This is a genomic window from Micromonospora maritima (assembly GCF_902825405.1).
In the GTDB taxonomy this organism is placed as follows: domain Bacteria; phylum Actinomycetota; class Actinomycetes; order Mycobacteriales; family Micromonosporaceae; genus Micromonospora; species Micromonospora maritima.
In genome coordinates, this window is record NZ_CADEAU010000789.1 from 1 (window position 1) to 1,684 (window position 1,684).

Annotated in this window: 1 protein-coding gene and 1 pseudogene; one reads left to right on the forward strand and one right to left on the reverse strand. The window is 76.6% G+C overall.

Going from position 1 to position 1,684, the window contains the following annotated elements; genetic code table 11:
- A partial coding sequence (locus HUW36_RS32285) for an EsaB/YukD family protein (protein ID WP_174531514.1) occupies positions 1-370 on the reverse strand: 370 nt, incomplete at its 3' end.
- Between the two features lie 100 nt (positions 371-470).
- On the opposite strand from HUW36_RS32285, the pseudogene HUW36_RS32290 reads away from it, so the two are divergent.
- A pseudogene (locus HUW36_RS32290) lies at positions 471-1,684 on the forward strand (type VII secretion protein EccC); the annotation flags it as partial.

A 1,684-nucleotide genomic window follows, 5' to 3' on the forward strand; every position in this document is an offset into this window, starting at 1 on the left:
CCGGAACCGGCGCGGCGGCCCGGGTGGCGGACGCCGACCAGGCGGCGCCCCGGCGCCGGGCCCCGTCGACGATCGCCTCGACCACGTCGTCGTACTCCAGCTCGGGCCACTCGGCGCGGGCCGGCACGAGGTGCAGCACCTCGCCGTCCCGGACACCCTGCGGCAGCAGCGCCTGTGCGGTGGCGAGCACCGCGCCGTCGGTGCGCCGCAGCAGCCACCCGCCGTGCCGTTCCCCGTCGTCGGCCAGCCCCTCCCCGGCGTGCCGGAGCACCTCGGGCAGCAGCTCGGCCAGGGGGACCTGCTCCGGCAGGGCGACGTCGACCCGTCGCCGGGGCGCGCTGATGGTGACCCGGGCGAGCCCGCTTGTCATCGACGTATCTCCATCCCGAGCCGGTTCGGTGGGCTGACGGACGAGAGGACTTTACCTACTATGAGCCAGGCTCGGGTTACCGAGAGCCATGGGAGGATCGTTGTCCACTGTCGTCATCAAGCGGCCGCCGCGCCGCCCGGCCCCGGAGATCCCGGTCGGCGAGCTGCCCGTGGAGGCGCCGCCGGAGATCCCGGTGGCGGCCGGCGGGCGCTGGCAGCAGGCGCTGATGGTGCTGCCGATGCTCGGCGGGACGGTGGCCATGGCGATGATGTTCGGCCGGGGCGGCGGGGCCTACTCGTACGTGGTGGGCGGCATGTTCGGGCTCTCCTCGCTGGCCATGCTGGTCACCACCTGGGGCAGCGCCGGCCCGAAGAAGTCCGAGCTGATGGCCGCCCGCCGGGAGTACCTGCGCCACCTGGCCACGCTGCGCCGCCGGGTCCGCGAGACCGCCGGCGCCCAGCGGGCCGGGCTCTCCTACCGCCACCCCGAGCCCGGCCGGCTCTGGTCCACGGTGGACAGCCACCGGGTCTGGGAGCGCCGGCCGGGCGACCCGGACTTCGCCGTGGTACGGGTCGGCGTGGGCCCCCAGACGCTGGCCACCCCGCTGGTCCCGCCCGTCACCCGACCGCTGGAGGAGCTGGAGCCGATGACCGCCGGGGCGCTGCGGCGCTTCCTGGACGCGTACTCGGTGGTGCCGGACCTGCCGGTGGCGCTGTCGCTGCGCAGCTTCGCCCGGGTCTTCGTGCGCGGTCCGGCGGGCCCGGTACGCGGGGCCGGCTCGCCCGCCGCGCAGGCCCTGGCCCGGGCGGTGCTCACCCAGCTCGCGGTCTTCCACGCCCCGGACGAGCTGCTGATCGCGGTCTGCGCCGGTCCGGAACGCCGGGACCGGTGGGAGTGGGTGAAGTGGCTGCCGCACGCCCACCACCCGACGCGTACCGACGCGCTGGGCCCGGTGCGCCTGGTCACCAGCGCCGCCGCCGACCTGGAACGGCTCCTCACCGACGTGCTCGGCAGCCGGTCCCGGTTCAGCCCGCACGGCCCGGCCACGGACGGGCCGCACGTGGTCGTGGTGCTCGACGGCGGCGACCTGACCGGCGCCGCCGACCTGGCCGGCGACGGCGGCATCGACGCGGTCACCGTGCTCGACCTGGACACCCCGCCCCCACGGTTGCTCGACCGCTACGCACTGCTGCTCGACCTGGTCGACGGCCGGCTGCACTCGCACTCCGCGGACGGGCACGCCGAGGTCGGTGCCGCCGACGCGCTGCCGACGGCCGACGCCGAGGCGGTGGCCCGGCGGCTCGCGCCGCTGCG